This window comes from Flavobacterium sp. (assembly GCF_035456085.1).
In the GTDB taxonomy this organism is placed as follows: Bacteria; Bacteroidota; Bacteroidia; order Flavobacteriales; family Flavobacteriaceae; genus Flavobacterium.
The window spans coordinates 1-26,573 of record NZ_DATIDY010000210.1; the positions used below are offsets into that span (position 1 = coordinate 1).

20 protein-coding genes and 1 pseudogene are annotated in these 26,573 nt (G+C 34.1%); 5 read left to right on the forward strand and 16 right to left on the reverse strand.

What is annotated here, in order from left to right:
- The 3 genes from VLC96_RS15980 to VLC96_RS15990 form a co-directional block, all read right to left on the reverse strand.
- On the reverse strand, positions 1-409 hold a 409-nt coding region (locus VLC96_RS15980), incomplete at its 3' end, for a lipoyl(octanoyl) transferase LipB (protein ID WP_414655577.1).
- Between the two features lie 113 nt (positions 410-522).
- Positions 523-4,068 (reverse strand): T9SS type B sorting domain-containing protein, encoded by a 3,546-nt coding sequence (locus tag VLC96_RS15985; RefSeq protein ID WP_325264517.1) that lies wholly within the window; start codon positions 4,066-4,068, stop codon positions 523-525.
- A gap of 89 nt (positions 4,069-4,157) precedes the next feature.
- Positions 4,158-4,898, reverse strand: coding sequence for a hypothetical protein (locus tag VLC96_RS15990; protein WP_325264519.1), 741 nt, complete (start codon positions 4,896-4,898; stop codon positions 4,158-4,160).
- A gap of 487 nt (positions 4,899-5,385) precedes the next feature.
- On the opposite strand from VLC96_RS15990, the gene lysS reads away from it, so the two are divergent.
- The 3 genes from lysS to VLC96_RS16005 all read left to right on the forward strand — a co-directional run bounded on the left by lysS (position 5,386) and on the right by VLC96_RS16005 (position 7,777).
- Entirely contained in the window at positions 5,386-7,089 is a 1,704-nt protein-coding gene (lysS, locus tag VLC96_RS15995; protein WP_325264521.1) for a lysine--tRNA ligase, read from the forward strand.
- A gap of 98 nt (positions 7,090-7,187) precedes the next feature.
- Positions 7,188-7,418 carry a DUF433 domain-containing protein gene (locus VLC96_RS16000; protein WP_325264523.1) on the forward strand — a complete coding sequence of 77 codons (231 nt, stop codon included), beginning with the start codon at positions 7,188-7,190 and terminating at the stop codon, positions 7,416-7,418.
- Entirely contained in the window at positions 7,418-7,777 is a 360-nt protein-coding gene (locus tag VLC96_RS16005; RefSeq protein WP_325264524.1) for a DUF5615 family PIN-like protein, read from the forward strand. Before VLC96_RS16000 ends, VLC96_RS16005 begins: the two co-directional genes overlap by 1 nt.
- Here the strand turns inward: VLC96_RS16005 and VLC96_RS16010 are convergent.
- The 13 genes and pseudogenes from VLC96_RS16010 to VLC96_RS16070 form a co-directional block, all read right to left on the reverse strand.
- Positions 7,774-8,799, reverse strand: coding sequence for a 2-hydroxyacid dehydrogenase (locus VLC96_RS16010; protein WP_325264525.1), 1,026 nt, complete (start codon positions 8,797-8,799; stop codon positions 7,774-7,776). The genes VLC96_RS16005 and VLC96_RS16010 overlap by 4 nt on opposite strands.
- Before the next feature lie 229 nt (positions 8,800-9,028).
- The gene (locus VLC96_RS16015) at positions 9,029-10,648 is read right to left on the reverse strand and encodes an LVIVD repeat-containing protein (protein WP_325264527.1); all 1,620 of its coding nucleotides are present in this window, start codon (positions 10,646-10,648) and stop codon (positions 9,029-9,031) included.
- A 176-nt stretch (positions 10,649-10,824) separates the two neighbouring features.
- Complete coding sequence (locus VLC96_RS16020) at positions 10,825-11,796, reverse strand: transporter family protein (RefSeq protein WP_325264529.1); 972 nt, start codon at positions 11,794-11,796, stop codon at positions 10,825-10,827.
- 86 nt (positions 11,797-11,882) lie between these two features.
- Positions 11,883-12,920 (reverse strand): cytochrome-c peroxidase, encoded by a 1,038-nt coding sequence (locus VLC96_RS16025; protein ID WP_325264531.1) that lies wholly within the window; start codon positions 12,918-12,920, stop codon positions 11,883-11,885.
- Between the two features lie 49 nt (positions 12,921-12,969).
- On the reverse strand, positions 12,970-13,770 hold the full coding sequence (locus VLC96_RS16030) for an MbnP family protein (RefSeq protein WP_325264534.1): 801 nt from the start codon (positions 13,768-13,770) through the stop codon (positions 12,970-12,972).
- Positions 13,771-14,112: 342 nt separating this feature from the next.
- Positions 14,113-14,478: a hypothetical protein gene (locus VLC96_RS16035; protein ID WP_325264535.1), complete on the reverse strand. Its 366-nt coding sequence runs from the start codon at positions 14,476-14,478 to the stop codon at positions 14,113-14,115.
- A 370-nt stretch (positions 14,479-14,848) separates the two neighbouring features.
- Positions 14,849-17,065 (reverse strand): nitric-oxide reductase large subunit, encoded by a 2,217-nt coding sequence (locus VLC96_RS16040; RefSeq protein ID WP_325264537.1) that lies wholly within the window; start codon positions 17,063-17,065, stop codon positions 14,849-14,851.
- A 100-nt stretch (positions 17,066-17,165) separates the two neighbouring features.
- Positions 17,166-18,440 carry an alginate export family protein gene (locus VLC96_RS16045; RefSeq protein ID WP_325264538.1) on the reverse strand — a complete coding sequence of 425 codons (1,275 nt, stop codon included), beginning with the start codon at positions 18,438-18,440 and terminating at the stop codon, positions 17,166-17,168.
- 12 nt (positions 18,441-18,452) lie between these two features.
- Positions 18,453-19,013 carry an SCO family protein gene (locus VLC96_RS16050; protein ID WP_325264569.1) on the reverse strand — a complete coding sequence of 187 codons (561 nt, stop codon included), beginning with the start codon at positions 19,011-19,013 and terminating at the stop codon, positions 18,453-18,455.
- Between the two features lie 115 nt (positions 19,014-19,128).
- Positions 19,129-19,908, reverse strand: a complete 780-nt coding sequence (locus tag VLC96_RS16055) for a formylglycine-generating enzyme family protein (protein WP_414655578.1) — start codon at positions 19,906-19,908, stop codon at positions 19,129-19,131.
- Positions 19,909-19,933: 25 nt separating this feature from the next.
- Positions 19,934-20,266: pseudogene (locus VLC96_RS16060) on the reverse strand (c-type cytochrome); the annotation flags it as partial.
- Between the two features lie 77 nt (positions 20,267-20,343).
- Positions 20,344-21,801 (reverse strand): copper-containing nitrite reductase, encoded by a 1,458-nt coding sequence (nirK, locus tag VLC96_RS16065; RefSeq protein ID WP_325264540.1) that lies wholly within the window; start codon positions 21,799-21,801, stop codon positions 20,344-20,346.
- A gap of 419 nt (positions 21,802-22,220) precedes the next feature.
- Entirely contained in the window at positions 22,221-23,186 is a 966-nt protein-coding gene (locus tag VLC96_RS16070) for a DUF438 domain-containing protein (protein WP_325264542.1), read from the reverse strand.
- Positions 23,187-23,630: 444 nt separating this feature from the next.
- Here VLC96_RS16070 and ric point away from each other — a divergent pair, with 444 nt between their 5' ends.
- Positions 23,631-24,362 (forward strand): iron-sulfur cluster repair di-iron protein, encoded by a 732-nt coding sequence (gene ric / locus VLC96_RS16075; RefSeq protein WP_325264544.1) that lies wholly within the window; start codon positions 23,631-23,633, stop codon positions 24,360-24,362.
- Positions 24,363-24,390: 28 nt separating this feature from the next.
- The gene (locus tag VLC96_RS16080) at positions 24,391-26,502 is read left to right on the forward strand and encodes a ribonucleoside triphosphate reductase (protein ID WP_325264546.1); all 2,112 of its coding nucleotides are present in this window, start codon (positions 24,391-24,393) and stop codon (positions 26,500-26,502) included.
- Positions 26,503-26,573: the final 71 nt, after the last annotated feature.

The window sequence follows — 26,573 nt, forward strand, 5'->3', positions numbered from 1 at the left end:
ATGCAATTCCATATTCTGCCAAAGTTAAAATGATGGCTTCTTCCAGAAAACGCAAGTATTTGTGAATATCAGAAAAGAAATTTTCTAAATCTAATATCGGATAACCTACAATTTGTCCAGGTCCGTGATAAGTTATGTCTCCACCACGATTGATTTTGTAGAAAGTTGCTCCTTTGGCTTCCAATTGTTTTTCGGAAAGTAATAAATTTTCTAAATCACCACTTTTACCTAAAGTATAAACGTGTGGATGTTCAACAAACAACAAATAATTAGGCGTTGCAATAGTGGTTTCTTCTCTCCTATTTTGGATTTTCAAATCGACAATTCCTTTGAATAATTCTTCCTGGTATTCCCAAGTCGATTTGTAATCTTTATTTCCTAAATCTTGAAGTTGAATCGTTTTGTTCATTTTTGCTGAAGTGATAAAATCTTAGATAAAAAGACTTTTTTTGCAAATGTACAAACTTTAAAAAGATGTTTAACCATTCTAACAGGTTTCCAAAAAAGGTTAGAAAAAAGAAATTACCGCTTTAGCGAAAAATGTCCTTTAAATTCCTCTTTATTTCCGTTTTCATTATACGAAACAACAAACCAATAATCTGTCGAAGGCATTTCTCTGCCTAAATACGTTCCATCCCAGCCTGGATCTTTAGAGGGGAAAAGTTGTTTTAATAATTTTCCATATCGATCATAGATAAAAACCACTGCTTCATTCTGAGATTTCAAATCCGAAATATCCCAGAAATCATTATAACCATCACTATTCGGCGTAAAATAATTAGGGAAATTAATCAGCAGAATTCTGTCTTTTGAAATTGGTTCAGAACACCCATTGGCATCAATGACTTTTATAGAATGATATCCACGCGAAATATTTTCGAACAAAGGATTTTTTTGAGGCATTCCGTCATCAAGTTGGTATAAATAATTTCCTTCGTCAGATGCTTTTATTTTTATCTGATTATCCCCAAAAGCTTTTGAAACTTCCCAATCAATTGACTTGAGAGTTGCATAATTAATTGTCACATTGATAGTTTGCTCAATCGCACATTCATTGAGATTTGGTGTAAAATGATAACTTCCATTTGCTGAATCATCAATTGTAGCTGGCTCCCAAATCCCTTTTATGCCATTTGGCGAAATCTCATTTAAAGCAGGAATTGCATTTCCTTGGCAAAGACTCAAATCCGTAAACCCTGGATTTTGTCGATCTCCTGAAACATTAATAGTTATTGGAGTTCTTTCACTTTCGCACAAACCAAGTGTTTGACTCACATAATACGTAGTTATTCCCAAATCTGAAGTAGAGGGAACGGTTGCGACATTCGAGACAGTTCCGCCTGTTGAGGCTGTCCCATACCAATTGAGAGTCGCGTTTGGTAAAGGAGTTGCATTTAATGGAGTTGCATTACTGTTTTTACATAAATGGTCATTTTCTATTACGGCCAATGGTGCAGGAATTGTTGGTTTGACTAGCGTAATTTGACTCGGAGCGGAAACGCAACCTGTCAAAATATCTCGTATAGTTATGGCATAAGTTGCGGGAGTAAGATTGGAAAATTGATTACTCGATTGATAATTTTGTTCATCCAAACGGTATTCATAATTCGGATTTAATGGAGAATTTACAACTATTGAACCAAAAGCATCTGTACACGTTGGATCTGTTCCCGTAATTGATGGTAAATCTGGCGAAATTGGCATTGTAACATCTAAATCAAAAGAATTATCACAGCCTGTTAATAAATCCGTTACCGTTGCAGTAAATTTTCCTGAAACAGCAACTTTGACAGGATTTGGTGTGTTTGCTGCTAAAGATGGTCCATTCCAAACTATTGTGCTGTTAACTATTGAAGAAGCTGCAGTCAAAAGTATTGCACAATCTTGATAAGCGTAAGAAGCCGTTATGTCCGGCAAAATAGCTCTTGGAGAATTCAACGTTACCTGATTGCTAACTTCCCGACAATTTGTTATTGTATTTCGAATAGTGATTGTATAATTTCCTTCGGGTAAATTAGCAAACAAAACATCGGGCTGAAAAGTATTCCCATCCAAACTATATTCGTATTCAATGCCTAAAGGAGAATCTAATTTTATACTTCCAACGGGGATCAGACAGGTAGGTTGACTTACAACACTTATCACTGGCACTGGACATAACGGATATGTTTTTGCAATAAATTCATCTGCTTCATAACAGCCATAACCGATTGGTTTCACTCTTAATTTTACTAAGTCATCTGGATTAAGATTCCCTACAAAGAACGAATTATCAGTAATTGTTCCGCCATCGATTACAGGTCCATTATTAACGGTATAACTTATTTCGTATCCTGTCGCTCCAGTAATTTTATCCCAATTAAATTGTATATCGTGCATTGTAAGCACATTATTTCCGATATACGGTTTGGATAACGGAGTTACTCTGACAAAAATATCTGTCTCGATCTCTAAATTCTTTTTGCTAAACGAAATATCATCAATTGCAAAATCATTACCAACAGAAGCATTATTTGAATTAATTATTTGAATATCAGCTAAATCTGATACCGTACCAGAAGAATAATCCACAGAATATTTAATCCAAGACCCACAAGCATCATCTGCAGGAGCAACAAAAGGATTAGCATTATAAACAACTCCATTTATAACTACAAAAAGTTTTGCCGGGTTTACATTTGACAGTGATTTTACCCAAAAACTAAATTGATAATCTGTTGTTCCCTCTACTCTGATAACCTGTTCCCAAACCAAAGAATTCGTAGCTGCAGAAAGATTGAAATCATCTCCATTTACAACCAACATATTTCCGATTCCGTAAGTATGATCACCACAATTTAAAAAATTAGAATCCCAGTCGGCAGGATTTGTTAGAACGCTATACGCTTTAGGCAAATTTTCAGAATTGGTAGGATAATATTTTTGAGAAGTATCAAATCCAGTATTTCCCATAGAAAAATCACCATTGTAAATTAAATTTTCTGTTCCCGGTGCATAGGAAGATTTTAAAATATAATTGGTCGTTACTGTAGGAGTCACAGTTTGTACAGGATTCAAAGGATCAGTAATCGAAGGATCGCGTGGAAACGAAAACCATTCGTATACACCATTCCCTCCGCTTGCTGTTAATACCGTACTTTCGCCTTTGCATAAATCAGTGTCACCACTTATCGTAAGTAATGGAGGATTAATTGGAATTACAACATCACACGAAGCCATCGCTCCATCGAGATCAACGACTGTGAGGATATAATTTCCCGGTTGCAAATGATCAAGATTAGGGATATCAATACCAGTAATTGCATCTTTGAGTTTCCACGAAGCAATGGTCGGAGTTCCTCCAATGCTGTAAGGAAACAATTCGGTTCCTTTTGAACCAAATGATAAAGAATAAGTTGCTGTTAAAGGAACGCCTTCGAGTAAAGAAAAATCATCTAGAGCAAAATCATTTCCAACCGAATTGATATTATCATCCCAAAGATTAATATTTACACAAGTATCTGTCGCTTTAAACCGATAAGTCACCTTTTGCCAACCATCTACTGGCAAAGGAGCCACCGTATTTCCTGAAACCAAAAGAATATCTGTTGCATTTGAAAAATCTATTCTAATATCAGCTTGTGTTGCAGCATTGGTTACCAAAGGAGAAATAGAGCGAACCCAATAACTAAAGGTATAGGTTTTACCAATTCCTAAGCCGCAAATTCCGGTTAAGCCGTGACCAACTTTCCAGAAATATTGCCCATTTCTAAGATCACCACCATCAACAACCAGCATTTGTTCACCTGTAGCACTGTGATCATCAACAGACAAAAAGCCAGAATTGAAATTCAAAGGATTGTCTGTTTGCGCATTGTTTCCTGGAACAGAATTTCCCGATAGCGGAGCGGTTAAAGTAGTGTAACCACCGCTGTCAAATTCAAAACTGGAACTAGCGCTATAATGTTCCATATTACCATCAACAAGTAACTCTTGAGAATTCCCTACAGCTATTACAAATAAAAAAAACAATAACACAGCAAGTGTATTGACATTGTTTTTTTTATATGGGGGTATATTATTTTTCAAAGTGACTGTTTTACAAAAGATTATGTAAAAATAGTCTACTTAATAATATGTTACAAGACAATTTTTTAATTAAATAAAATCAAAAAAAATTAATCCATTCTTTCCGATTCTAAAATCACTTCAAGATTCGTGATTGAAGGATTTTGTAAACAATCGGACAAAAGAAATTCAAGTTTTAGTGATTTTTTGTCGTTGCTAATTTGGGCGAGACGATTGGAAACTGATTGGATTTTTTGAGGAAAATGATAATCCAGAACATATTTTTGAACCAACTTATATCCTTTGTATTTCTCTTTTAGTTTTACAATTTCATCAGATTGTTTCTTTTGAAGCATAGTGTCTATAATTTTTACATTTCGGTTAAAATAATTTCCGTTATAATTATAACTTACTTTATAATAATGTTCCTCGGCACTTAGTGCATAATTATTTTTAATGTCATCAACGTATTCCTGCGTTTTGTAAAGATCAACTATAGCTTCTGGCTTTTCAAAATTTTGAATAATTGTGGTGCGGAATTCTTTGTCATAAGAACTCGCCTTTATATGAACTTTAACTTTACAATATTTTAAAAATACATTTTGATCCGCAACTGGAGTTCTGGAAAAAGTTTCGTGATGTTTGTTGATAAAATCTTCAAAAACATATGTCGAGTCTTTGAAAACATTTTCTTTGGAATAATTCTCTCTGGCAAGCAGCATATAACTATTTTCTTCTCTCAAATTATCGACCTCAATACTTCCGCTTCCGTCTGTGTTTAAATGAATGGTTTCGGTTACTTGGCAACTTACTGTTAAGAATAAAAGAAACAGCAGGAATATTTTTTTCATTTGGTTAAAACGCTAAAATTAAAATTCAGAAGAAGCGAAGTTAGACTATTTCTTACATGCTTAGTATTTTTTTGTCATTCAATTTCCTGCAAGATTTTTCCAAACCTTGTAGGTATGTTACTGAATCATTTCTTATTACATGTTTACCATTGCGTCAAAAGAAATACCTACAAGGTTTGAAAAAAAACCTTGCAGGAGGATCTTTAAATTAATTTCGTTTTGAACGTTTTGTCTAATGTGTTATGAAAATCTAAATCTCTATAATAACCCCGCTAGTAGTGAAAATCCTTGTGGGCTGGGGTTCAGCCTACAAGATTACTTCACTATACTTTTATTTTCATATGTGTTCAGTGAATTTCATTTGCAACGGATAGCGGGACTAAAGTTGATGAAAAACCGGGATTTTCTGTTGCCAAAAAATCTAAAAACTGCTTTCTGAAATTTGCAATCTATTTGTTATCTTTGCGCACTTAAAAAACAGTATATAATGGCCTTATCAGAACAAGAAATCATCCGAAGAGAGAAACTTCAATCTTTACGAAATTTGGGAATCAATCCTTATCCTGCTAATCTTTTTCCTGTAAATCATACTTCGAAGCAAATAAAGGAGTCTTTTGAAGAAGGTAAAAAGGTGATTGTTGCCGGGCGTTTGATGAGTGTGAGAGATCAAGGAAAAGCTTGTTTTGCTGAGTTGCAGGATAGCGAAGGACGTATTCAATTGTACGTGAATCGCGATGTTTTGTGCGAAGGCGATGATAAAACTTTGTACAACCAAGTATTCAAGAAATTGACCGATTTGGGAGATTTTATTGGAATCGAAGGAGAATTATTCACTACACAAGTTGGTGCGAAATGTATTCGTGTAAGTGGTTTTACGTTTTTGAGTAAAACTTTGCGTCCGTTACCATTGCCAAAAGTGGATGAAGAAGGAAAAGTTCATGATGCTTTTAACGATGCGGAATTGCGTTACAGAATGCGTTATGTGGATTTGACAGTGAATCAACACGTTAAAGAGACTTTTATCAAACGTACTAAGTTGTTCAACTCTATGCGTAGTTTCTTTAATAATGCAGGTTACCTTGAGGTTGAAACTCCGGTTTTACAATCGATTCCTGGTGGAGCTGCTGCGCGTCCATTTATTACGCATCACAACTCGCTTGACATTCCGTTATACATGCGTATTGCGAATGAGTTGTATTTAAAAAGATTAATCGTTGGTGGTTTTGATGGTGTTTATGAGTTTTCGAAAAACTTCCGTAATGAAGGAATGGACAGAACGCACAACCCGGAATTTACCGCTATGGAAATATATGTAGCCTACAAAGACTACAACTGGATGATGGAATTTACTGAAAACTTACTGGAACATTGTGCGATTGGTGTAAATGGAACTAGTGAAGCTACTTTTGGTGAACATAAAATCAACTTTAAAGCGCCTTACGCTCGTGTTACGATGACGGATTCTATCAAACATTTTACAGGTTTTGATATTTCTGGGAAGACAGAAGAAGAGCTTTTCGAAGCTGCAAAAGGCATGGGAATTGAAGTTGACAAAACAATGGGTAAAGGAAAATTGATTGATGAAATTTTTGGAGCAAAATGTGAAGGAAATTATATTCAGCCAACATTCATTACCGATTATCCTAAAGAAATGTCGCCTCTTTGTAAAGAACACCGCGACAATCCAGATTTGACAGAACGTTTTGAATTGATGGTTTGTGGTAAAGAAGTTGCGAATGCTTACTCAGAATTGAATGACCCAATTGATCAAAGAGCCCGTTTTGAAGACCAAATGCGTTTGGCTGAAAAAGGTGATGATGAAGCAAACGGAACTATTGATGAAGATTTCTTAAGAGCTTTGGAATACGGAATGCCACCAACATCTGGTTTAGGAATTGGAATGGATCGTTTGATGATGTTCCTGACTAATAATGCTTCGATTCAGGAAGTATTGTTCTTCCCGCAAATGAGACCTGAGACTAAAAAATCTCAAATTGAATTAACTGAAGAGGAGAAAATAATCTTAGTTTTATTAAAAGGAAACGAGAATAAAATGGATTTGGGCCAGCTAAAAGTTACTTCTGGTTTAAGCGGTAAAAAATGGGATGTTTCTATGAAAAACTTATCCAAACATGGTTTGACGAAAGTGACCGTTGATGGTGATTTAAAAATTGTGGAATTGGTGGAGTAATTATTTATTATAAATATATAATTTTAAAGGAGTTTCAAATTTGAAGCTCCTTTTTTTATATTGAATATTATCTTTATATTTGAGTAAAATTAAATGCGATGGAAAATCTAATTTCAAGAATCTCAATAAACCCTGATGTTTGCCACGGCAAGCCAACAGTCAGAAATATGAGATGGCCCATAGAAGTAATTTTAGACATGCTAGGTTCAGGAATGGAAATCACTGAAATTTTAGAAGATCATCCTGAATTAGAAAAAGAAGATATTCTAGCCTCTTTGTATTATGCTAAGTTATCTATTTCTGGAGATATTCTAAAGGAAGTGAGTTAATGAAATTTCTCTGCGACGTCCATATTTCTATAAAACTTGCAAAACATCTCAATAATAAAGGTTTTGAATGTATTCATATAAATAATATTCTAGACAAATGGTTTACATCTGACAGTAATATTGCAAAATATTCAGATGCAAATAATTTAACTCTTATCACCAAGGATTTTGATTTTAAAAATTCATTCCTTGTAAATAAAACTCCTAAAAAACTAATAAAGATTAATTTAGGCAATATATCAAACGCCCAATTAACTGAATTTTTAGATCGATGTATATTTGACATAGAAACCATTGATAATAACCACAATCAATATATGATTGAAATTGATACCCATTTTTTAAAAGTGACTATCTAAACCAACTGTGCCGCTTTATTTTCAATTTCCTTATTCTCTAGCAAAACTTGAATATTTCCTAATGTTACCAACGCAATCTGCTTTAAAGCCTCATCAGTGAAGAATGCCTGATGCGCCGTTACCAAAACATTGGGAAAACTCATCAAACGCTGAATCGCATCATCCTGAATAATATCCGCTGAAAGATCCCTGAAGAAAAGTTTTTCTTCCTGTTCGTAAACATCGATTCCTAAATAACCTATTTTTCCTTTTTTCAAACCTTCAATAACGCTTGCAGTTTCAATTAAAGCCCCACGGCTTGTATTGATAATCATAACTCGATCTTTCATCAAAGCAATTGATTTTTTATCAATAATATGTTCCGTATGCTCATTTAACGGACAATGCAGCGAAATGATCTCGGACTCTTTAAAAATAGTTTCTAATGAAACAAAAGTTACTCCATCCTTAGTCATTTCTGCGTCAGTAATGATATCAAAAGCTAAAACTTTACAGCCAAAACCTTTTACAATTTTTGCAAACGCTTTTCCAATATTTCCTGTTCCAATTATTCCAATAGTTTTTCCGTGCAAATCAAAACCCAACAATCCGTTTAATGAAAAATTCTGTTCTCGGACACGATTATAAGCTTTGTGGGTTTTGCGGTTTAAAGTCAAAATCATTGCTATGGCATGTTCTGCAACGGCTTCTGGGGAATAAGCTGGAACACGACAGACTTTTATTCCGAATTTTTTAGCGGCTTCCAAATCAACATTATTGAAACCAGCACATCGCAAAGCAATAATTTTAATCTCTTTTTTAGCCAGTTTTTTAATAACAGCTTCATTTACAACATCATTTACAAAAACACAAACAACATCCGTGTTTTGAATTAATTTTGCTGTTTTCTCATTTAATTGCGTATCAAAAAAATCTAATTTGTAACCAAAGTCAATGTTGTATTTTTCAAAAAAGACTTTGTCATAAGGCTGGGTTGAAAAAAAAGCAACTTTAGATGTATCTGATGTTTTCTTTGTAGACATAATAATGAGGTTGGTTTTTGATGATTCTAAAATTACAAATAACAATTGAATCCACCTAAAAAACACTGTGTTTCAATCACTTAAATTATCAGCTAATCACAATCCAACTTCAATTTTTAGAAAACAGTTTTCGGTTTAAAAGAAAGAAATCATTATTTATAATGTGCAACCATAAAAAAAGGAGCTTCAAAATCGAAGCTCCTTTTTAAGATATTCAGAGGCTAGTTTATTATTTCAATTTACCTTCATTTCTATCATCAATGTAATTTCCTGTAATTGTAACACCGCTATTTTTAGTTACAGTTCCAGTGATTATCATGTGTCCGCCTGCGCCTAAAAACTCAAGTTTAGCGCCGCTGTTCAAAATCACATTTCCATATACCATTAAATCTCCTTCGATTTTAAGAGTTCCATTAACAATTAAAGTAGAAGCATTTCTGGTTGTTCCAACGAATAAAGAACCTTTTATAGAAAATACACCATTGCTATTTACAGTAGCACCTTGATCTACAGCAAGATTCCCACAGTAATTAAGATTCTGATTTACATTAATCATATGAATCAAATAATCACCTTTATAATTAAACGTATCTCCTGAATTTACATTCAAATAAGCATAACCTGGATATTCAACGAAACTATCACAAGCAAGTGACGGAGCAGCAGGACTGATTTTTTTGATAATTTTTAATCCTCCATTTCCTGTTGCTACATAAATATAGTCTCCAACACTTTTTACATAATTCGATGAACCATCTAATTGGATAGAACCCAAAAGATTTAAATTATTATTTACGTTTTTGTAAACAGAAACACCAGCAGCTCCATTGGCAACATATACAAAATCACCGTTTACAGAAACAGCATTTGTAACTACATCGCTTGCATCAATACCTGTATAATCATGAGGTAAGTCCAAAGTTTGAAGCAAACTTCCTGAATTCAGGTTATAAACTTTAAGTCCTTGATATCCCTCAGAAACCAAAACATTATCCCTTTGAAAATCAATTGTTCTTTTGGCATCTGGAACATCTGTAGAAACAGAAAAAGCGATTTGCAAATCCAAATTGTCAGCATTAAAAATCTTCACGCCATTAGTACCACTTAAAACAACAATTTTGTTATTGATACTTCCTACAGCTCTCAAATCAGCAATTGGAATAGTAGTTTCTACAACATTTGTAGCTTTATCAATTTTAGCCAGAACTCCGTTGCTTCCAGAAACTCCAAAATATTTAGCATCTGCAACTGCGACTCCAGTTCCAACATTGCTTGTCAAAGAAACTGTGTCATAAAAGCTAGTTAATAATCCTGATTGAAGAGGCATTTTTCCAACGAATGCTGGAGTTTTTAACCCTGGATTCTGATCAATATCAACTGCTCCTGATAAATATAAATTACCGTTGTTGTACACAACCGTATTAACATCAATATTTGGTAATATTGCCTGAACGATTAACCTTGGGTTATTTGGTTGCGAAACATCAATTACATCAATCGCACCTAAATAAGCATCTCCTTCAGTATTATACGAAACATAAACATAATTATCCTTAGCATCAACGTGAGTTGCTTTCAGAGTTAAGCCGTTATACTTTGGAGGAGTGATTTCTGCCAATAAAGCCATTGGAAAATCAGAAGAAGTTTCTGTTGAAGGTTTACCTGTAATACCAGTTTTCAATCCAAAAACACCAGAATTATCATAGTTCATCCTAGCTGACAAACTTTGTGCACTATTGTTTAAAATAACTTTTGCATCTTCACTTCTGTTAGAATCGTTATCATCATTTTGACAACCTTGGAAAACCAATAAGGAGCATGCCATTAGCCCCAAAATACTTTTTTTCATTTAGTAATTAGATTAAGTTTAATGTTTTTTTGGGGGTATGCAAAATTACTTCTTTTTACATTATTTGAATCGCACGAACATTCTTTTGAAGAATAAAACTTTATAAACTTAAATAATCAAAATCTATATTTATATTTAACAAAAAAGACTTCAATCGAAGCCTTTTTTTAAGATTTTTATAAACTATAATTTAGGTTTATACTCCATCGATAATTGGCAACTACATTACCATTTGATAAATTTTGGTTCACAGGAGCTAAATAATTGAGGCCGAGCGACAATCGGTCTTTTCCAATCTCAACTCCAACTTTACTAAACAAAACATCTCCAGAGGTATCGTCTAACTTTAAACCATGCTGATAATTACTTTGATAAATTTCGCCAGCTAAACCAATTTGAGGGGCAATTGAAAGCGCATTTTTTTCATATAAATAATAAAAATTACCCGAATAATTGAATTGATTTCCGAAACGATATTCTTTTTGATTTTCAGTTTTAATGACATAATTAAGCATTGTATTCAGACCAAATTGTTTTCTTCTAATGGTATATTCTGTCGCCAATAAATAATCCCAACTGCCCGTTCCAACCTGATAACTAGGATTTATACTTCCGGCGCTAGCTTCATTAAATTTACCTGTTGGCATTTTGAATCCTCCACCCAGTTGCAACGTATGACTCACAATTGTACTGTCTTTATGCGTTTGATACAAAGTGTACATTCCCAAAACAGTAATATCACCCAGACCACTGATATCCTGCATTCCAGTTGCAGTTTCTCTATTGTGAAAATGATATGGAATCAATGCTGAAATTTGTACTTTATCTCCAACTGGAATTCTGCCCCAAACTTGTATTGTATTAAAATTTTCTACATACCAAGGAGAATTGCTATACAACCCGTCATTAGTTTTGTATTGTTGATTGAAATATCGGATTCCAACAAAATTTGCATTTAATACCGAAGCAAATCCCATGCTTCCGCCACTTGCCGAACAACCACAAGCATCGCAATCATCGCCTTCATCTTCTTCCAATTTTGAAAAATATTGATACTTGGCAAATGGATTTTTGGCAGTTAAAGTATCTTTTTCAGCAGCATTAGCCCATTGAAAAATAATTAGAAAAAGGATTAGTATTTTTTTCATTTTAATTTATTTTTTTAGCTTCTAAGTTGCTGAGAATCTAAGATGCTAAGAAACTTAGTCACTTAGATTCTTAGTAACTTTATCTTTTAATATTCAGAAAATCGTTTATCGGTTAGATATTGGTTGTCTGTTAAGGTTTTTAGAAAGGCAATTAATTTTATCTTTTCTATTTCAGTTAAAGCGATTCCGAGTGTTCCATTTTTATACAAAATTGGATCTAATGTTTCTGATGCAACAACTCCTGAATTATAATGTTCTAAAACTGCCTCCAAAGTAAAAAATCTTCCATCGTGCATGTATGGAGCCGTTTTTTCGATATTGCGTAAACTTGGAACTTTAAATTTATAATAATCAGATGTCAACTGAGTAACGCGATATCGTCCTACATCATTGACCGCCAGATTTACTGGCAAACCATTATTTCGAAATGAGTTGTCAGTAAACAAATCCGTTGCATGACAAGAAGAACATTTTGCATTAAAAATTACATAGCCATCTAGCTCTTCATTAGTCAATGTTCCGCCCGATTCGTGGCGACGATATTTGTCAAAACGCGAATTTGATGAAGTCAACATCACCATAAATTGTCCCAAAGCTTTAAGCATGTTTTCTGAATTGATTTCGCCATCAGCAAAAGCAATCTTGAACAGTTTTTGATATTCAGGATCAGCTTTCATCATCGCAATCGCTTTTGTAAAATTGCCATTCATCTCTACAGGATTAGTAAATGGAATCACAGGTTGTAAATCCAAATGATTGGTTGCCCCGTCATACATAAACGTAGTCTGATACGCCAAATTCTGTATTGGCTGTGTGTTACGAGTACCCACAGCGTTATCAACACCATGACTCACAGTATGCCCGTGATGTGTAAATGCATTTTGCTGAATATGACAAAATCCACAAGAAACCAGCCCATCCGAAGATAATCTACCATCATAGAAAAGTTTTTTCCCAAGTTCAAAACCTTTTTCTGTTGGTGGATTATTAGCCAAATCATACGCTAAAGCTGGAAAATTTGGCGGAACTTCAAATGCTAATGGAATGTTTTGATATACATCATCATTGTCTGTACAACTCCAGAAAAAAGGCAAAATGAGCAATAGTAAATATTTTACTTGCATATTTATTGTTTTAAAAAAAGCAGATTATAACCAACTACTTTTGTCCTTTTTAGTCGTTGTGAACATGCATTACTGTAAACATATTTGAAAGATTTGCAGTGATTAATGGCAAGTTTGTTCCTCCCATAATCATCGCTCCCATTCCTCCTTCATTATAATCGGAAAGTTTGATTTTATTTCTGCCATCAATAATTTTGGCTACATCTGCGAAAATGTGAATATCTGGAGTTATATTAGTTCGCACCAAAGCCTTAGTTGGTAAATCAAGCGTAACTTCGGTATAATTATAGTCAGTTCCTGTTTGTCCGGTATGAACCATAAACGAAGTTGGCGTTGTTACTGATGCTGAAGTGAAAGTACCTTCAAAAAGTACAAATTTATAACCTGCGCTCCAAGACCATAACATTCCGGCTTTGTCTGCAATGGTTAAAAAATCTCCTTGCCCTGATGCGCCTAAATCAAATTGCGCTTTATCAACACCTATTCCGAATTTAATTTTGGTATAATCGTCTGCAGGAATATTTTCTAATTCTATTTCGTGAGCTTCAGAATTATTTTCATCGATTACAAAATAACTTTTAGATTTTGGATAGATAAAAGTGGTCCCATCTTCTTTGGTCAAAACGATGTTACTGATAATGTATTTTATATCAGAAATTTTCAAAGTTTCATTTTGAGACGTAACGTTATTTTGTGTATTTAGAATCAAATTGCTGCTTCCAAAAACGTTGTCAAATTCTACTCCTAATTTTCCTTCTCCAGCTGTGGTTTCGTCATTATCGTTTGAACAAGAACCCAATGCAAGCGTGATAGCAACGAATGCTATTATTTTTATAATTTTAGATTTCATTTTTATTTTATTTTAATTTTAATAAATGCAAGTATTGTGATAGGTTGCATTAAACCTAAATTTAGCATTAGAAACAGATTATTTTTTTTAAACACATAGAAACATAGATTATTTAGTTCAAAAAAAGACACTTCGCTTGAGATAGATTACAGAGACTATGTGAAAAAACAGGGTTTTCTATTTTACCTATTTAGCATTTTCTGTATATCTATGCTTCTATGTGTTTAAATTTATCTAAACAATAATTCTAATGCGTAACCTTGATTAGAATAAATCATTTTAATACAATCCATACCTCATCAACTGCTAATCGCAACAGATTAAACAAATGAGTTTTACTATTTAAGAAATAAAAATGGGTGGGCGAAAAACAGCATCACTATCCAAATAGAAGTATAAATTAGAATAGTTTTGGTTTGCTTTTTCTTTATTTGAAGTATAAAAGGTATTGATTTTAAAAGATTTTATTTCTTCAAAATACAATACTTCAATTTGTTGAGTAGTAGTTTTTTTGTCCGATGATTTAGGATTTTCGGCATCTGATGCTTTGGCTAATTCTTTCATCAAATGACATTTACCATTACAATGCATCATGGGTTTTGCTTTATTTTCGCAAAGCACTTTTGAAATATAATCATAATTGACCACGTACTCAACAACCGGAAATATCGGTTTTATGAGCATCATTAGCACAATTATAAATATCATTTTTTTCATGGTGCAAAAATATAGATTAAAATTTGGTATTACACAGATAAAGTTAAAATATAGCTAATACAACCCGCTGGGTAAAATTATTTTTAACCACATAGAAACATAGAATTTATAGTGCTCAAAAAGGATTTGATAGTCGTTTTACTTATCACATAGCCAATCTATGTGGAAAATAGGCTTATTTCTATTTATTCTTACAAGGATTTGCTATTAAATCTATGTTTCTATGTGGTTTGTTTTTGTTCAAACTTGACCCGAGCGACAGTTTCATCCAACGGGTTAATACATTCTTTTTTACTACAGAATAAAAAAGCTTGTATTAGAATTTTGAATCTAGATACAAGCTTTTCGATTTATAGATAATCTAGTTTTTTCTTTTTAGATTATAAATAGTTTCACTAACTGCAAACCAACAGAAGTAAAAAATACCTACCGAGAAAATAATATCACCAACCATTCTCAACCATTTTAGAGTTTGAATCGTAGGAGAATAAAGCAACTCAGAATCTCTTGCAAAAGAATATCCTTTTGTGATAGAAGTATACGCCTGAATAATTCCAATAGGCAATAAACTTAAAAGCACCATTGCTATAAGTCCGATATTGAGACCCCAAAAAGCTCTTTTCAATTTTGTTTCGTCCCAAATTCTATCAGAATAAAAACGCAGACAAATTAGAATAAATCCCATCCCTAACATACCGTAAACCCCAAATAAAGCGGTGTGAGCATGTACTGCAGTTGTATTTAACCCTTGAATATAATACAGTGCGATAGGAGGATTAATTAGAAATCCAAATACACCAGCTCCAAGGAAGTTCCAGAAGGAAACCGCAATAAAAAAGTAAATTGGCCATTTGTATTTTTGCATCCATGACGTGCTTTTCAATAGCGACCAGTTTTCTTTTATTTCATATCCCATCAAAGTAAGCGGAACAACTTCTAAAGCACTGAAAGTAGCGCCAAGAGCGATCGCTTTTACAGGAGTTCCAGAAAAATATAAATGGTGTAAAGTCCCTAAAATCCCTCCTGCTAAAAAGATAGTTGCTGATGCAACCGAAACTCTTCCGGCTGTTTTAATCGAAATTATTTTCATTTGAGAGAAAATATAAGCGATAACAACTGTAGCAAATACCTCGAAGAAACCTTCGACCCAAAGATGCACAAGCCACCATCTCCAATAATTAATTACAGGCAAACTACTGTTTTCTCCATACATTAAACCTGAAAAGAAAAACATTCCAATTGCCATTACTGAAATTAGCAGTATCGTTAATAAGGATTTTGAAGCATCGTTTTTACGAATAGCAAAAACAATATGCTGGCTCACCATAAGTACCCATAATACTAATCCGACACCCAGTATTATTTGCCAGAAACGGCCTAAATCCATGTATTCATAACCTTGGTGGCCAAAGAAAAAGTTCATTGTCAGGCTTAAAAATTGGTGTACACCCAACCATTCTCCAAGCATAGAACCTAAAACGATAAACAATAAAGCAACAAACAAAAAGTTGATTCCCAGAATATGATATTTGAATTCTTTGCCCGAAATCATTGGAGCCAGGAAAAGTCCTGTAGCCAACCAAGTAGCTGCAATCCAGAAAACAGCCAATTGTGTATGCCAAGTTCTAGTAACCGAATAAGGAAGAAATTTAGATATTTCGAAACCAAAGAAAGCCTGTCCTTCTACGGTATAATGCACCGTAATGATACCTAAAACAATTTGCAAAACAATTAATAAAGAAATAATAAGGAAGTATTTCAGCACTGCTTTTTGCGAAGGCAAAAATTTTAGATTTATTAATGGATCTGACTGTGGCTTAGTTAGCAAATCTCCTTTTTCGTGATTACTAAGATAATAATACGTCAATACTCCGATGAAAAACAATAACAAAACAATAGACAAACCAGACCAAATAATAGAACTGTTGGTTATTGTGTTATTAATTAATGGTTCATTTGGCCAGTTTGAGGTATAAGTATAATCAGCATTAGGTCTGTTTGTACTTGCCGCCCATGAAGTCCAGAACAAAAAGGCATTTAGTTGCGCTAATTTTTTAGCATCCGTCAAAGCTCCTTTTGGAATAGCATATTGCTCTTTTCCCTCTGAGAAAATTTTGGTATAATGCGCTGTATTGCTTTTTGTCGCATTCAGACGTTCTGCCGAAATAGTGATTGTTTTGGTATTTTCATCATACGTATTGGTTTTGATGTCTTTGATCAATCGCGCTTTGAGGGCAGCTTGTTTTTCTACATCTAACTCGGCGTAAGTGGTATTAAACTCTTTTGCCCATGTGTCCAACATAAAAGTTGCTTCTTTATGGAGCCAATCGGCTGTCCAGTCGGGAGCTACATAACTACCATGTCCCCAAATGGAACCAACTTCCATTCCTCCAATAGATTCCCAAACATTTTGACCCGTTTGAATATCTTCTTTTGTATAAATAACTTCCCCTGTATTTTTTAATATTACTTTCTCGGGAATTGGTGGCTGAGTCTGGTAAATTTCTCTACCAACTCCTATAAGAACTATAAATGAGATTGCGACCACACTTATAAATGCTATCCAGGTTTTTTTCATTTTATTTTATTTAGATTACTATTTATTGAATTATTACTGTGATTTTTTTTGTGTTTTTATTTTGTCAAAAAAATTTGGGGGAACCTAATTATGAATGTTTTTATTTAAAAGAAAAAATCTGAGGATTAACGTTAATCATAACCCAAGCCCAATTGTTGGTATGATCAACATCGCCTCCTTTGACTCTTTGCATCGAATCGGTAGCGAACATTTGAGAATATCCACCTGTAATATTGATGTATTTATGAACGGCGTAGCCAGCAGTAAAATCGACTTCGGTTCCAAGATAGTTACTCATTTCGTTTGCATTAGCATCTAAAATCGTGTTGGCTGCGTTAAAAACATGAGGCAATAAATTGAATTGCCATTTGTTTACTGTATATCCAAATTTTAAGAAGGCATCTTGCAAGCCTACTGTATTTTTATAATTTCCAACATAGAAATAATCCATGTATCCGTTGAACCCATGATTCGTTCCAAAAATTGGATTGAATGATTTTATGTCGGTACTGGTATCTTTTTGACTTTTTCCTGAAACAAATTCATAACCCAAACCTGCTTTGAATTTATCTGTCAAAGCGTAATTAAAATTTATTGCGGCATCAAAAGCACTTACGTTTAAAGTATTGCTTTTTCCCGTTTGTCCATAGAACCAAAGATTCCCATCCCAACTTTTGCCTTTAGTGTTCATATACGTTCCGAATGTTTGCATATAATCTACTTTCAATTCTGGAAGTGGTGTTGGAATTGGAGGAGTTAATTTGTTTTCGAAACCTGTATTTAAGAACAATAAACTCGTATTTATTTTTCCAAATTCTGTGTGGTACCAAGCGTACTGCATGGTTTTGTAAGTAGCAACGGTATAGGGCGTAGCAATATCAGATTCTCCGTTGGCATTCAAAGCAAAGCCCATATCCAACTGGCTTTTGTTATTTTTATAGCTAACCAACACGGCATCGTGGCTTTGTGCCTGTGGAGCCCAATCAGCTTCACCAAGAATACGCTGGTTGTCATAAGAAATCACCTGACGACCTAGGCGTGTACTCCATTTTTCATTGAAATTATATTGTGCCCATGCCTCAAATATTTGGATTCCATTTACATCTGATTTGGTATTTGGCGCTACATCTCCCCAAACGCGGACATTTTGCATTGTCAATTTGGTTACGAACTTATCTTGCTTAAAATTTAAATTCAAACGTGTTCTGGAATTTATAAACTGAGCTGGGGTTTCTCCGTGTGGAATTGGCGCTTTATAACCATTTCTGAATTCGTAACGAGGCTTAATCTGCAAATTTGCATCAAATTCCTGGGCAAAAGTTGTCATGCTGGTCATTGGAATAAATAACAATGCCATTTTTTGTAGTAGCTTCATGTTGTTGATTTTTTAGTTTAGCTTAGCGGCTTCTTCGGTTATTTTTTGAACGGTTGCGTCAGAGTTCACACCCAATCCTTCTTGTTGGAAAACTAATTCTCCTTCGGAATTAAAAATACTTATAATATTAGAATGAGAAAAATCCAAAGGTGAAATTTTCTTGTAATTCACAGCCAAAACTGCGGCAAATTCTCTGGTATTTTCTTCAGTTGAACGCAAAAACTCCCATTGTCCGCTGTCCATTTTATTGGCAATAGCAAATTCTTTTAAGCGTTTTGGAGTATCGGTTTCGGGGTCAATGCTGATTAACACCAGTTCTACATTCTCTTTAATATTTTCCGGCAAACGTTTTTCGATATTGCGCATATCTGCCACTAATCTTGGACAAGCCGCTTTGCAGGAAGTGTAAATCATCACCATTACCAATACTTTCCCGCGCAAGTCTTTCATTTCGATGTTTTGACCATTTTGATTGGTCCATTCGGAAGGCAAATTGTAAATAGACAAATCCGAGATTGGTTTATCTTCTGCAGGAGTTCCTTTTTTATTACAACTTTCAAAACTAAAAAGCATAGCAAAAAGTGACAAAGCGAGTAAAATGGCTCCAGCTTTTCTGAAGAATCCGTTTTGTTTCTGAAATTGAATTACGTTCATTTTGATTAATTTTTATTAGATCCCGAAAGGTTTGTTAATCTTTGGCACATCGAAATCCCAAGTTTTTGGTAGTATAGCTCGCTTTGAGACTTCCTCTAAAAGCATAGCGCATGAAAGCCGCATAATTCATCAAGTCGGTAGCGTTTACTGATCCGCTTCCGCAAAAGAGATCCCTATCAGTGTCTTTATCCTTTCTGGATTCGCCCGAAAGAAAAATACTGTTGAAATCAGATGTCCATTCCCAAACTAAACCGTGCATATCATAAACGCCCCAATAATTTTTGAAAGTCTGACCAATAGGATTGGCATAGCTTTTTGGTTTTTCATACCAAGACAAAATGTATTTATTGAATTGTTCTTTGGTACGGGCATCAGTGCGTTTTTCATCAGCCATAGCGACATATTCCCATTCGTCCATTGTTGGCAAACGTTTTCCCTGACATTCGCAATATTTTTTGGCAGCAAACCATGAAACATTGGTTACAGGAGCATTACTCAAATTATTTTTTCCGTAATCAAAATCGCTTGCCCATTGATTGAGATAACTTTTATCAGCATACAAGCGTATTATTTTGGAACGGCTGTACACTGGATATTTTTTTACAAAAGCTAGGTATTCTGCATTGGTAACCGGATAAACATCAATATTAAATGAAGAAACTTTGACCGGTTTTTGAGTAGTCGCACCATAAAGTGGGACAAATGTCCCACCACTTATAGGCGCCATTTTTGCATTTTGACCATAAAGAGTCCCATCCATTAACATTGATATTAAAAATAAAAAGATGGCTGTCGATTTTTTAAATAGAAACATGGGAACTCTTTTTTGGTCAAATTTATTATTTTCTTTGAGCTTTCACCATTGCTGGAGTCACTACTTTTTTATTATTTCCCCAACTTGCATAAACATACGTTAGTACATCAGCAACTTGTTGATCACTCAAAGCCTGAGCTGGCATTGGTGTGGTGTATTTTTTTCCATTTACAGTAATTGGAGTAGATGACCCTTTGATTACTTGTTTGATAGCACGGTTAACATCGGCATTCAAATAATCGGATTTTGCTAATGGAGGAAATGCTCCTGGAATTCCAGCTCCTGTTGCCTGGTGACAAGCGATACACGTTTTTGTGTAAACGTCTTTTCCTTTGTTTGCATCCTGGCTAAAACCTTTCAATCCTAATCCAATTAGTGCAGCTGCTAAAATGTATTTCTTCATGATTTTATAAATATTTAAATTGTATTCTATTATTATCTTTGAGCTTTTACCATTGCTGGCGTAACGACTGTTTTATTATTTCCCCAACTGTTGTACACATAAGTCAGTACATCTGCAATTTCTTCATCCGATAGATTTTGACTTGGCATCACACTATTAATTTTTTTGCCATTTACAGTAATTTCTCCACTTAATCCTTTTATTACAGCTTGGATTGCTCTGCTTGGATTGGCATTCAAATAATCTGATTTTGCCAATGGAGGGAATGCTCCTGGTACTCCTTGCCCTTCGGATTGGTGGCACGCAAAACAAGTTGTTCCAAAAATTGCTTTCCCTGATTTAATTTGTTCTGGAACTGATTTGGCCACAATTGTTTTAGCTACTTTTTCACCTTCAGGCATATTTTGAATATTTCCACCTTCTGGCAAATAAATACCTTCCTGAGTTGTTCCTGAGTAAACTTTTTTGTTTTGTTCTCCTTCTACTTTCAGCATTCCCAAAGCGCCTTTATTGAAAGCCCTAAAGATAGAGTGATCTACTAAAATAAATGTTCCCGGAACATCAATTTTGAACTCAACAATTGCCGAACCTCCCGCAGGAATCATAGTTGTCTGAACATTTTTATTAATTGCATCACCGCCTTCAATATGCACTTTATCAAAAATCTCACCGATTACATGGAAAGAAGAAACCAAATTTGGTCCACCGTTACCCATATAAATACGAACAGTCTCTCCTACTTTGGCAGTCAAAGCTTTATCTCCTGCGATTGAACCCACTTTACCATTAAACACAACATAATCTGGTTCTTCTTTGATAGCTTTATTCATATCAAAAGGTTGAACCCCTTTTTCGCCATAAGCTCCTTTAGTATAAAAATCCCCTTGCATCACATAGAATTCTTTGTCAACAGGTGGCAAACCTCCTTCTGGTTCAACAAGAATTAAACCGTACATTCCATTAGCAATGTGCATTCCCACTGGCGCTGTAGCACAGTGATATACGTATAATCCAGGGTTTAAAACTTTGAAATTAAATACTTTTTCGTGACCTGGCGCTACTAGTGAAGATGTTGCTCCACCACCTGGACCTGTAACTGCATGCAAGTCGATGTTGTGTGGCAATTTATTATCTGGGTGATTTCTTAAGTGAAATTCAACCTCATCTCCTACTCTGGTTCTTATAAAACTTCCCGGAACAGAACCTCCAAAAGTCCAATAAATATACTTTGTTCCATCAACCATTTCGCCTTCCTGCTCTTTGATTTCTAAATTAACGACCAAGCGCATTGCTGGTCTGTCACCTACAGGTTTTGGTACAAAAGGTGGAGACGTTAGTTCCGCTTCTTTTTGTCCTTCGACTTTAATTTTTTGGTAATAATCTGCGTTTTTTTCTTCTTCTTTTTTGCTACAAGAGAAGAAAATAACAGCGGTAAACAAAGCAAAGAAAACTACTTTGCCGAAACTGATAAAATCAATTGTTTTTTTCATGATTAGCTATGTTTTTTAAATGAAAATTCTTTATAAAGGATAACGTTGTCTCTTATTTGTCTGGTAAAAGTATGATTTGAGTTTCAATCAAATAATGATAAATATCATATTTATTAACTTTTATATATACTTTAAAAAATAATTAGAAAAAAATGTAAATTACCTGAATTCGATTTATTACTATAAAGCGAAGTCAATGCTTCAAATTTAAATCGAAAGTTATTTAAGGACATAGGACAAAATATTTCAGTAATTTTATCAAAACAAACCATAAGAAATTAAATTGGTTAACAATTTGAAAATCAGTACATTAAATATAATATTTATTATATTTTTATGCAAATTTTTTCTACAAAAAATTTTAACCCAACTTAATTAATTATAAAACCAACATCGGTATTTTATAGAAAACATCAGTATTATTCCCAATCCAGCAATCTTTTTTCACCTTCAATTTTCTTAATATCAGTAATATCCTGAGACATCTCAATCACGCCTTTGTAATTTTTATTGACATCTCTCACAGCAAAATATCGGATATAAATCAAGCGATCTTTATAATTAATCCAAAATGAAGATTCATTTTGGGTTCCTTTTCTAAATTCCTCCAAAATTTTAAGCACCGTTCCAACGCTTTTCGGCGGATGGCAAAATTTCACTTCACGGCCAATTATGCCGGCACTTCTTGGAAAAACGCGTTCTTCGCCTCGGTTGTAAAAAATCACTTTATCATTTTCGTCCACATAAGTCAAATCTAGTGGCATGGTTCTTAATAGCAAATTCACTTGCTCGACCGTCATATAACCTTCATCATAATGCGAAGTGTTTTCGAGTGAAAAAGATAAATCTCTCTGCGTAAAATCCTGACTGGGATGAATATATTCGGCTTTGGGGAAAGCAGGTGGAGTTTCAGCAAGCATCCAGCCTATTTCCTCCTCGCCTTTTCGCATTTCTATCCAATCTTCATCTTGCAATAATTCTAATGAATTCGGGAACAAAACGGTTTCTTCTACTCCCAACAATCTATAAATACCATCTGTTAGAAATGGCGTATTGATACTAATTTTTTCTGGATTATTAGTTTTGATATAATATTGAATCAATCGGAACTGTTCTCTCAAATTGTCATGAAACGACCACATTCCTTGTGATGGTCCCGTCCAACCTCTTTTTTCCAAAAAAGGAAAAAGCTGATTTTCTTTGCGTGCAAAACGCTTCTCTATAGTTAATAATTGATGAAAAATATTGATGTATTTGGGTAAATCTTCCGAAGGATTTGTTGTTTTGATTTCTTCTAAAAGCGAAATAATTAATTCTCTTTCCTGAAAATAAATTGAAACTGGATGACCTTCGGCTAAGGCTTGATAATTTTCTGTAGTTGCCATACTATTTTATTTAATTGTAACACTAAAATTGAATCTGAATATTTTTTTATTCTAATAAAAGACATTGAAGTCCTTTATTTTTCGCAAAGATAAAGGATAGTTTTGTCTTTTATACAGAAATTAGAAAATATTTATGAAAAAAAATGTCTGCCAATTTTTACTGTACTAATATATATAGGTAACTTATTATGATAATTTTTTTTGAGTTTTCAACAATAAAATGTTCTTAAGTTCTGTCAAAAACATGATAAAAATCATATTCCTTTATCGCAAATAATCCTAAAATTGTTTAATCAAAAAATGAGAAAATAAAAAACCTACTATTTTCTTTTTCAACCATTTATAAGTAAATTAAAATATTATGTTAAATTAAGGACAAGTTTGTCTTTTATTTAAAAAATCACTATTTTTGTGGTATAATTTTAATCTTAAAAAAATAACAATATGGAAACTTTAGAGAAAATTACAATAGGTCAATATGTGGCAAAAGATTTTAGAACTGCAGCTTTATTTTCAAAATATGGCATCGATTTTTGCTGTAAAGGGAATAGAACTCTTGAAGAAGTTTGTGAGAAAAAAGAAATAAATCCAGAGCAATTATTAAACGAAATAGAAGTGATTTTAGCTTCTAAAAATGATTCCGGAATCGATTTTAATTCTTGGCCACTTGATTTATTAGCCGATTATATTGAAAAAAAACACCACCGTTATGTGGCTGAAAAAACACCAGTTCTTCTTCAATTTTTAGATAAATTAAGCAGAGTGCATGGTGCAAATCATCCTGAACTAATAGAAATTAACGAGCTTTTTAAAGGTTGCGCAGGAGAATTGGCTCAACACATGAAAAAAGAAGAGTTGATCTTATTTCCTTTTATCAAAAAAATGGTTGATGCAACAATAACTGATCGTTTAATTGAGCAACCTCATTTTGGGACTGTCGAAAACCCAATTGCCATGATGGAACACGAACACGATGCAGAAGGCGAACGTTTCAGAAAAATTGCTGAATTGAGCAACAATTATACACCGCCAGCAGATGGTTGCAATACGTATAAAGTAACTTTTGCGATGTTGCAGGAATTTGAAGAAGATTTACATACACATATCCATTTGGAAAATAATATTTTGTTTCCAAAAGCGATCAAACTTGAAAAAGATTTCAACGCTCATCTTTAAATAAATATAAAACATTAAAAAAATAACTATGGCCGAATTTGTCATCAAGAGAACAGGAAAGTACAGACCTTTTGAACCTTTTAAAATTAAAGATGCTATTGAAAAAAGCTTCAAAAGTGTCTCTGTAAATGTTGATGAAAATATTTTTGAAAGCATTTTAATTCAACTTGACGCAGAAGAAGTTTGGGCTGTAGAGGAAATTCAGGATTTAATTGAAAAAACACTTTTCGAGAAAAAGCATTTCGAAGTAATGCGTTCGTTTATGTTGTTTCGCCACACCAGAAAGCTGCAACGTGAACATGTCGAAGGTTTAAATGAAGACACGACTTATGTAGACAGCACGCAAACCATCGAAGAATATGTCAAACAAACCGATTGGAGAATCAATGCCAACGCCAATACATCCTACTCTAACGCAGGATTAGTGAATAATGTGGCGGGAAAAATTATTGCCAATTACTGGTTGGATAAAGTATATTCTAAAGAAGAAGGTTATGCACATCGAAATGGTGATCTTCATATTCATGATTTAGATTGCTTAACGGGTTATTGCGCTGGTTGGAGTTTGAGAGTGTTACTCAATGAAGGTTTTAATGGTGTGAGAGGCCGTGTAGAAAGTAGACCTCCATCCCACTTTAGAGAAGCTCTTGGACAAATGGCTAATTTTCTAGGGATTTTGCAAAGTGAATGGGCAGGAGCACAAGCATTTAGTTCATTTGACACGTATTTGGCCCCTTATGTTTTCAAGGATAACCTCTCTTTTGATGAAGTATTAAAAGCGGTTCGTAGTTTTGTATATAATTTGAATGTTCCCGCACGTTGGGGTCAGTCACCTTTTACCAATATCACTTTGGATTGGGTTGTTCCAGAGGATTTAAAAACACAGATTCCTACCAAAAACGATCATCATATTTTTGAAGATTGTGTCACAGCCGAATTATTAATCAGAGCCAAAAAAAGAGGTGCTTCCAGAGTTACGGATTTGAGATACGAACATTTCCAAAAAGAAATGAATCTTATCAACAAAGCGTATTATACGGTAATGACCGAAGGCGATGCCAACGGACAACCCTTTACTTTCCCTATTCCTACGGTGAATATTACTGAAGAATTTGATTGGGATGGAGAAAATACCGATCTTCTTTTTGAAAACACAGCTAAAATTGGTTCCTCTTATTTCCAAAATTTCATCGGAAGCCAATATATTTTAGATGAAAATGGTAATCAAGTTGAAAACGAGAATGCCTACAAACCAAATGCGGTTCGTAGTATGTGCTGTCGTTTGCAATTGGATTTGCGTGAATTGCTAAAACGTGGCAATGGTCTTTTTGGAAGTGCCGAAATGACCGGAAGTATTGGTGTTGTTACGATAAACATGGCTCGTTTAGGATATCTTAATAAAGGTAACAAAGAGGCATTGTACAAACAACTGGATCAGCTTTTATATATTTCAAAATCGACTTTGGAGAAAAAAAGAGCGTTTATCCAACAGATGTACGACCGCGGATTGTATCCCTATACCAAACGTTATTTGCAACATTTCAGAAATCACTTTTCAACAATTGGGGTAAACGGAATGAATGAAATGATTCAGAATTTCACCAATAATGAAGATACGATCACATCTGATACCGGAATTGAATTTGCAGCCGATGTTCTGGAACACATTCGCAACCGAATGAAAGAGTTCCAGGAGGAAACAGGTAATCTTTACAATCTTGAAGCCACTCCAGCCGAAGGAACGACATATCGTTTGGCCAAAGAAGATAAAAAACGTTTTGAGGATATTATCCAAGCTGGACAAGGCGAAAATATTTATTACACTAATAGTTCGCAAATTCCAGCAGATCATACAGAAGATCCTTTTGAAGCCTTGCTTTTACAAGATCAATTGCAATGCAAATACACAGGAGGAACAGTATTGCATTTATACATGAGCGAAAGAATAAGTTCTCCAGAAGCCTGCAAACAATTTGTCAAAAAAGTTATATCTAATTTCAGATTGCCATATATCACCGTAACGCCGGTATTTAGTGTATGTCCGGTACACGGATACTTAAATGGAGAACATGAATATTGCCCGAAATGTGATGAAATTTTGATTGAAGAAAAACAAAAAGAAAATCTTAATATAGTTTAGTTGTTTCAACGTTTAATGGTTTAAGATGCTTTAAGTTTAAACATTCTTAAGCCATTAAACAATTTTAAACT

Excerpts from the sequence above, each read along its gene's own strand:
- VLC96_RS16020 (WP_325264529.1), bottom strand. The coding sequence starts at position 11,796 with ATGAAAAAAATACTAATCCTTTTTCTAATTATTTTTCAATGGGCTAAT.
- VLC96_RS16030 (WP_325264534.1), bottom strand. The coding sequence starts at position 13,770 with ATGAAATCTAAAATTATAAAAATAATAGCATTCGTTGCTATCACGCTT.
- lysS (WP_325264521.1), top strand. The coding sequence starts at position 5,386 with ATGGCCTTATCAGAACAAGAAATCATCCGAAGAGAGAAACTTCAATCT.
- nirK (WP_325264540.1), bottom strand. The coding sequence starts at position 21,801 with ATGAAAAAAACAATTGATTTTATCAGTTTCGGCAAAGTAGTTTTCTTT.
- VLC96_RS16050 (WP_325264569.1), bottom strand. The coding sequence starts at position 19,013 with ATGCTTTTTAGTTTTGAAAGTTGTAATAAAAAAGGAACTCCTGCAGAA.
- VLC96_RS16040 (WP_325264537.1), bottom strand. The coding sequence starts at position 17,065 with ATGAAAAAAACCTGGATAGCATTTATAAGTGTGGTCGCAATCTCATTT.
- VLC96_RS16035 (WP_325264535.1), bottom strand. The coding sequence starts at position 14,478 with ATGATATTTATAATTGTGCTAATGATGCTCATAAAACCGATATTTCCG.
- VLC96_RS16045 (WP_325264538.1), bottom strand. The coding sequence starts at position 18,440 with ATGAAGCTACTACAAAAAATGGCATTGTTATTTATTCCAATGACCAGC.
- VLC96_RS16070 (WP_325264542.1), bottom strand. The coding sequence starts at position 23,186 with ATGGCAACTACAGAAAATTATCAAGCCTTAGCCGAAGGTCATCCAGTT.
- VLC96_RS16025 (WP_325264531.1), bottom strand. The coding sequence starts at position 12,920 with ATGCAAGTAAAATATTTACTATTGCTCATTTTGCCTTTTTTCTGGAGT.
- VLC96_RS16055 (WP_414655578.1), bottom strand. The coding sequence starts at position 19,908 with ATGTTTCTATTTAAAAAATCGACAGCCATCTTTTTATTTTTAATATCA.
- ric (WP_325264544.1), top strand. The coding sequence starts at position 23,631 with ATGGAAACTTTAGAGAAAATTACAATAGGTCAATATGTGGCAAAAGAT.
- VLC96_RS16000 (WP_325264523.1), top strand. The coding sequence starts at position 7,188 with ATGGAAAATCTAATTTCAAGAATCTCAATAAACCCTGATGTTTGCCAC.
- VLC96_RS16015 (WP_325264527.1), bottom strand. The coding sequence starts at position 10,648 with ATGAAAAAAAGTATTTTGGGGCTAATGGCATGCTCCTTATTGGTTTTC.
- VLC96_RS16080 (WP_325264546.1), top strand. The coding sequence starts at position 24,391 with ATGGCCGAATTTGTCATCAAGAGAACAGGAAAGTACAGACCTTTTGAA.
- VLC96_RS15990 (WP_325264519.1), bottom strand. The coding sequence starts at position 4,898 with ATGAAAAAAATATTCCTGCTGTTTCTTTTATTCTTAACAGTAAGTTGC.
- VLC96_RS16005 (WP_325264524.1), top strand. The coding sequence starts at position 7,418 with ATGAAATTTCTCTGCGACGTCCATATTTCTATAAAACTTGCAAAACAT.
- VLC96_RS16010 (WP_325264525.1), bottom strand. The coding sequence starts at position 8,799 with ATGTCTACAAAGAAAACATCAGATACATCTAAAGTTGCTTTTTTTTCA.